Below are 6689 nucleotides of genomic sequence, written 5' to 3' on the forward strand. Positions count from 1 at the left end.
TAGGGGTACCTTCAAAAAGGCAACCGCACAATGCTAACCCGTTGCGGACAGATTCGCCAAACCGGGGAGCGGTTCAGCTCTGCCGTCCGGTGGCCATCGCATTGACCTCGTAGGACGTGTTGGTGGCTTCGAAGAAGTTCACCAACTGCAGGGTGTCGTTGGCCGTGGCCATCCACTTTGCGGGGTTGGGCACATGATACTCGGGCGCGAAGCCGAGCTCCTCCAACCGTCGATCCGTGAGGTAGCGCACGTAGTCGTTGACCAGTTCGGCGTTCAGCCCCAGGATGCCGCGCGGGAGCAGGTCTCGGTTGTAGGCGACCTCCAGGTCCACTGCCGACAGGATCATCTCCCGGATCTCGGCCGCGAACTCCTCCGTCGCGATCTCCGGGTTCTCCTCGAGCACGGTCAGGATCAGATTGATGCCGAACTTGAGGTGGAGCGACTCGTCGCGCACGATCCAGTCGATCAGCGAGCCGAAGTTGCGCAGCAGGTTGCGCTGCCTGAACGACAGGGCCACCATGAACCCGGAATAGAACCAGATGCCCTCGAGGATCACGTTGTAGGCCACCAGGTTGCGGACGAAATCCTGCTTGCCGGCCACCGTCGAGATGTCGAGGGTGTCCTGCGTCATGCGCCGGATGTAGCGCACCTCGAACTCCTCCTTGGCGGCCATCGACGGCACGCTCACATGCGACTCGTAGGCCGCCTCCCTGTCGACGGGAAACGTCTCCAGGACGTACTCGAACGCCATGCAGTGGTTGGCCTCCTCCCACATCTGCTTGGCAAGGTAGAGATGCGCCTCGGCCGCGTTGACGTAGGGGTAGACGCCGAACGCGAGCGCCTTGTTCACCAGGAGTTCGTTGGGGTTGAAGTAGCTCATCAGATGGGTCAGGGCATGGCGCTCGTCGTCGCTCATGCGGTGGAAGTCGGCCAGGTCCTCCCCCAACTGGATCTCGTTGGGGAACCAGGTGTTGGCCACGGCCTGGTTGTACAGGTCGTAGGCCCAGGGATAGGTGACGGGTTTCAACAGGAGCCCGTCCTGGATGCCGGCGCCGAGGATGCTCATGGGTGTGTCCTTCGTGGGAGTGGGGTCGTCACTGGCAGGAATCGCACTGGAGGCGCTCCTGGGGGTCGACGGGGCAGGCGGCCCCGTCGACGATGTCGATCTCGACGGCGGGCCGGGCCACCGCCACCGCCGCAGCCACCGGGCGGGCGGCACCGAAGCCCCGTCGCGGCGCTCCCCCAGCGCCGGTCAGTTCAGCCGCCTTGTTGATCCTGACCGTGCTCTGCTCCGCGGTGTGGCGCGGCATCATGTGCAGGTAGTAGGTGGTCTTCACACCCATCCGCCAGGCGAGTTGGTAGAGGTCCTCCATGGTCGCCACGTCGCGGTCCGCGAGGTAGATGTTGCGGCTGATGGCCTGGTCGATCCACTTCTGCGCGCGGGCCGCCACCTGCACGTAGGCTGCGGGGTCCACCTGGAAGCTCGTCCGGTAGGTGGCCTTCAGGTGGGCCGGCACCGTGGGCAGCACGCTGAGGTCGCCCTGACTGCGTAGGAGGTCGTCGCGCACCTCCTCCCACAGGCCCAGGGCCTTGAGGTCGTCCACGAGGTTGCGGTTGACCTCCAGGAACTTGCCGGACGACGTGGCCCGGCTGAACAACTGCGAGAACTGGGGATCGATGCCGGGAGTGGTACCGGCGACCAGCCCGATGGAGGCGGTGGGCGCGATCGCCAGCAACGTGGCGTTGCGGATGCCCCCGCGGACCTTGGCCCGCAGCGCGTGCCAGTCCATGCGTTGCGTCCGGTCCACGGTGACGCGCACGCCCCGGTCCTCCTCGAGGGCGTCGAGCGAGTCGATGGGTACCCACCCCTGGGACCAGCGGGAGCCCACGAAATTGCGGTAGGGGCCGCGCTCGCGGGACAGGTCACAGGAGGCGTCGATCGCATGCCAGCTGATGAACTCCATCACCTCGTCGATGAGCTCATAGGCGGCCTCCGAGTCGTAGGCGTGGCCCAGCTTCTCGAGCACATCGGTGAAGCCCATCACGCCCAGACCGACGGCACGGTTGTCGCGGTTGGCGCGCTCTGCCTCGCCCACCGACGAGATGGTGATATCGACCAGGTTGTCCAGTTGTCGCACCGCCGTGCGCACGGTGGCAGCCAGCCTGTCCCAGTCGAACCCGAGCCCGACGAGGTGCCGGGCGAGGTTCACCGACGCCAGGTTGCACACCGCGATGTTGTCGACGTCCTGCGGCAGGCAGATTTCGGTGCAGAGGTTGGACAGGTGGATGGTGCCGGTGTTGTTGTTCAGCGCGCGGGTGTTGATGGTGTCCTTCCACGTGAGCCACGGGTGCGAGGTCGTCTGCAGGGTCACCAGGATCTGGCGGTACTGCTCCCGCGCCCCGATCTTCCGGAAACGGCGCAGCTCGCCCGCCTCAGCCATCGCGACGTACTGGCCGTAGCGGGCGGAGAACGCGGCACCGTAGAGCTCGACGAGGTCCGGCGTGTCCAGCGGGTCGAACAGGTACCAGTCGGCGTCGTCGGCCACCCGCTTCATGAACTCGTCACTGATCCACACGGCGGTGTTGGCGGTGCGGACGCGGCGGTACGGGTCCCCCGAGTTCTGCTTCAGGTCGAGGAACTGGGGAAAGTCGAGGTGCCAGTTCTCCATGTAGAAGCACAGCGCACCGAACTTCTTCCCGCCGCGCGACACCGCCCGCAGCGTCGAGTCGATGGTGTGCATGAACGGGATGGGGCCGGTGGAGGTCGTCTGGTTGGACCGGATCGGGGACCCCTCGCAGCGCAGCTTCGACACCGACAACCCGATGCCGCCGGTGCCCTTCGTCAGCCACATCACGTCGCGCACGGACTTGCCGATGTGCTCGATCTCGTCCTCCATCTGCATCACGAAACAGTTGGACAGCTGTGCGTAGCTGGTGCCGGCATTGGCCAGGGTGGAGCCGGCCGCGAGGTAGCGCAGCCTGCTCATCGCCTCGTACAGCTCCAGCGCCACCGCAGTGGGGTCGGCCTCGTTCAGGCTGAGCCCCATCGCCACGCGCATCCAGAAGAACTGCGGCACCTCGAGCGGGCGACGGTGCTCACCGGCCAGCAGGTAGCGGTTGCGCATGGTGGTCACCCCGATGTGGCGCAGGAGGTCGTCGCGCTCGGGGCGCAGGGCGAGAGCCAGCGCCTCCAGATCGAACAGCTCGGCGAGCCGGGCATCGAGCAGCCCGCTCCCGACAGCCTTGGCGATCGTCGGGGCGAAGTGGGCCACGTGGAGTTGGCGGATGGTCTCCGGGCCGCCGTGGCCGAACAGGTCGTGGGTGTCACCGAAGACCAGCTTGTAGATGTGCTTGACCAGCAATCTGGCGGCGATGGTGTCGAAGGCCGGGTCGTCCTTGACGTTGGCCAGCGCCACCTGGATGACGGCCTCGTCGAGTTCTTCGGTGGTGATCTGGTCGAAGAGGGTGATCTCCACCTCGGAGCGGAGCTGGACGGCCCGCGTGAGGTCGTCGTCGAGGCCCCGGGCGGCGTCGGAGATGGAGGCGGCGACTTCGGCGCCGTCGTAGGGGACCAGGGAGCCGTCACGTTTGCGCACACGGATGGACATGGGTGTTTCCTCGCACTCGATGGGGAGTTCGAGAATGCGCGAAACACGATCCTGCGTACGGGCCGTTTCCACGCGGCTCTCGAACCGGACCCCGCGGATGCGGGGCCACGCAGGCAGGTCTTCGGACTCCTGAGCCACCTACTGGCCGTCGCTTCCCGGGGATCACCCAGTGCTGATGACGGCGGTCGTTCTCACTTACCGCTGCGGGACAGTTCCGGATTTGCACCGGATTCCCTCTTAGCCGACAACCCTGCGGTTGGCGGAACCTTGCGTTGCCGCAACCATATCTGGTGAATCACACGGATGTAAACACCATATATTGGGAATGCGAAAGGGGCGGGTGACACATCGTCACCCGCCCCCTCATGGCCTGATCAGCGGCCGCGGCCACCGCGTCGGCGCCCGCTGCCACCCTTGCGCTCGCCACCGTCGGACGGCGCCTGCGAATCCACCGGCTCTTCGAAGCGGTGGTACCCGGCGCCGTCGCAATGCTCGCACGGCTCGGTGAAGGCTTCCTGCAGGCCGGTGCCGATGCGCTTGCGCGTGAGCTGCACCAGACCCAGGCTGGTGACCTCCGAGACCTGGTGCCGCGTCCGGTCACGGCTCAGGCACTCGACGAGCCTGCGCAGCAGGAGGTCGCGGTTGCTGGGCAACACCATGTCGATGAAGTCGATGACGATCATGCCGCCCAGGTCACGCAGCCGGAGTTGGCGCACGATCTCTTCCGCAGCCTCCAGGTTGTTGCTGGTGACCGTGGCCTCGAGGTTGCCCCCGGCGCCGGTGAAGCGGCCGGTGTTCACGTCGATGACAGTCATGGCCTCGGTGCGGTCGATGACGAGCGAACCACCGGATGGGAGGAACACCTTGCGATCGAGCGCCTTGGCGATCTGCTCGTCGATCTTGAACTTCGCGAAGATGTCCTTGCCGTCATCCCCCACCTCGAAGCGCTCGAGGCGCTCAGCCAGGTGCGGGGCCACGTGTGACACGTAGGCCGCGATGGCGTCGTAGGAGTCCTCCGGGCCACCGTCGCCCTGGACGATGAGCTGGCCGAAGTCTTCGGTGAAGAGGTCACGCACGATCCGCAGGGTCAGGTCCGGCTCCGAGTACAGCGCCTGCGGGGCACTGCCCTTCTTGGACGCCTTCTCGATGACCTCCCACTGCGCCTTCAGGCGGTTCACGTCGCGGACGAGCTCGTCCTCCGGAATGCCCTCGGCGGCGGTGCGCACGATGACCGACTCGTTGTCGGAGATCAGCGAGCTGAGGATGCCGCGCAGGCGGTTGCGCTCGGTGTCCGGCAGCTTGCGCGAGATGCCGGAGAGGTGGCCACCCGGTGAGTACACGATGTAGCGGCCCGGCAGGGAGATGTGGCCGGTGAGGCGCGCACCCTTCGCTCCGACCGGGTCCTTGGTGACCTGCACCAGAACGGACTGGCCGGACTTCAGGACGTTCTCGACCTTGCGGTTCTCGCCGCTGACCTGGAAGGCGTCCCAGTCCACCTCGCCGGCGTAGAGCACGGCGTTGCGGCCACGGCCGATGTCGATGAACGCGGCCTCCATGCTGGGCAGGACGTTCTGGACCTTGCCGACGTAGACGTTGCCGATGAGCGACGCGGCCGAGGCCTTGTCCACGTAGTGCTCCACGAGGATGCCGTCCTCGACGACGGCCAGCTGCGTGTAGTCCTCCGACTGGCGGATCACGAGCTTGCGGTCCACCTGTTCGCGGCGGGCCAGGAACTCGGCCTCGCTGAGGATGGGTGCGCGGCGACGGCCTGCGGCGCGGGACTCCTTGCGGCGCTGCCGCTTGGCCTCCATGCGGGTCGAGCCTTCGATGCCCGTGACCTCGTCCTCGTGACCGGTTTCACCCGAGGACTCTCCGTTGCGACGGCGACGACGACGACGACGGCGCACTGTGACGCCTTCGCCATCCGCATCGTCGGCCGACTCGGGGCTGTCGGCGTGCTCGTCCGAATCAGCGGCGTCGGTGTCATCGTCGTCGGATTCGTCGGACGAGTCGTCGTCGCCCTCCGAATCCGCCCGACCACCACGACGGCGGCGACGGCCACCACGGCGACGGCGGCGACGCGTGGGACGGTCGTCGTCTGCCGAGTCCTCATCGGATTCCTCGTCGGAATCGTCGTCGGAGGTTTCGTCGTCCTGGGTCTCGGACTCGTCGGTGTCGGTATCGGCTTCGGTGTCGACGGTTTCCTCGTCGTCCTCGTCCTCGTCCTCGTCCTCAGCCTCGTCGTCCGCGGTTTCGGCCAGTGCCGAATCCGCCGCGATCGCGCCGGCCAGGGCGGCCAGCTGCGCGTCGCGGGCGGCGGCGGTCATGAAGGGGTCGCTCAGCACAGCCTTGCGGGCCTCTGCGATCTCCTCGGCCGCACGGAGCGCGGCGGCGATGGGGTCTTCGTCGGGATCTGCGGCGGTGCCGCGACGCTCAGGCGCTGCGGCCGGGCGGCTCACCCGACGACGGCGCCCCCTGGGCGCAGCCTCTTCGCGGGGGGTCTCCTCGCGGGGAGCAGCAGCTTCCTCCTGGGGCGCCTCAGCTTCTTCGGCGACCTCGGGGGTCGGGGTGCTCTCGATGGCGCGCGCCTCAGCGCGGCGGCCGAGGGCGCGTGACTGGCGGCCGCGGCCCAGGGCGGCGGGCTCGCGCTGCGGCTCGGGCTCGGGCTCGGCGTCAGCCTCGGGTGCGACGGTGGCCTCCGCGGTGGGTGCAGCCTCGGGGGCCGCGGCCTTGCGGGTGGCGCGCCGACGACGGGCGGGCTGGGCGGACTCGGCAGGCGCCTCGACGGGCGCCGGGGCCTCGGCCTGTACGGGCTGGGCTTCGGGTGCGGACTCGACGGCTTCGGTGGCGGTCTCGGCGGGCGAGCTCGGGGCCTCCGAGGGGGCGGCGGCCGCGGTGCTGCGCGTGGCGCGGCGACGGGCGGGCCGCTTCTCGGCGACGGGGGCGTCGGGCTGGACGACCTCGGGCTGGGCGGCCTCGGCCTGAGGCGACTCCGCCGGCTCACTGCCCTCGGCCTTCGGCTCCACGTCGACCTTGCGGCGACGGGTGGTGGTGGTGCGGGTGGTGGGCTTCGTCGAGGCG

General features: G+C 68.0%; 3 protein-coding genes and 1 riboswitch. All 3 genes read right to left on the bottom strand.

Going from position 1 to position 6689, the window contains the following annotated elements; translation table 11 throughout:
* Window positions 1–73: 73 nt before the first annotated feature.
* Window positions 74–1066, bottom strand: a complete 993-nt coding sequence (locus C3E87_RS10335; RefSeq protein ID WP_076062381.1) for a ribonucleotide-diphosphate reductase subunit beta — start codon at window positions 1064–1066, stop codon at window positions 74–76.
* Between the two features lie 28 nt (window positions 1067–1094).
* On the bottom strand, window positions 1095–3608 hold the full coding sequence (locus tag C3E87_RS10340) for a ribonucleoside-diphosphate reductase subunit alpha (RefSeq protein ID WP_076062383.1): 2514 nt from the start codon (window positions 3606–3608) through the stop codon (window positions 1095–1097).
* Between the two features lie 94 nt (window positions 3609–3702).
* Window positions 3703–3894, bottom strand: a riboswitch (cobalamin riboswitch).
* A gap of 88 nt (window positions 3895–3982) precedes the next feature.
* On the bottom strand, window positions 3983–6634 hold the full coding sequence (locus C3E87_RS10345) for an Rne/Rng family ribonuclease (protein WP_083665570.1): 2652 nt from the start codon (window positions 6632–6634) through the stop codon (window positions 3983–3985).
* Window positions 6635–6689 lie beyond the last annotated feature (55 nt).

This window comes from Tessaracoccus sp. ZS01 (assembly GCF_022342445.1).
Lineage (GTDB): Bacteria > Actinomycetota > Actinomycetes > Propionibacteriales > Propionibacteriaceae > Arachnia.

What these genes read in the sequence shown, in the direction of transcription:
- C3E87_RS10340 (WP_076062383.1), bottom strand. Translation starts at nt 3,608, where the DNA reads ATGTCCATCCGTGTGCGCAAACGTGACGGCTCCCTGGTCCCCTACGAC.
- C3E87_RS10335 (WP_076062381.1), bottom strand. Translation starts at nt 1,066, where the DNA reads ATGAGCATCCTCGGCGCCGGCATCCAGGACGGGCTCCTGTTGAAACCC.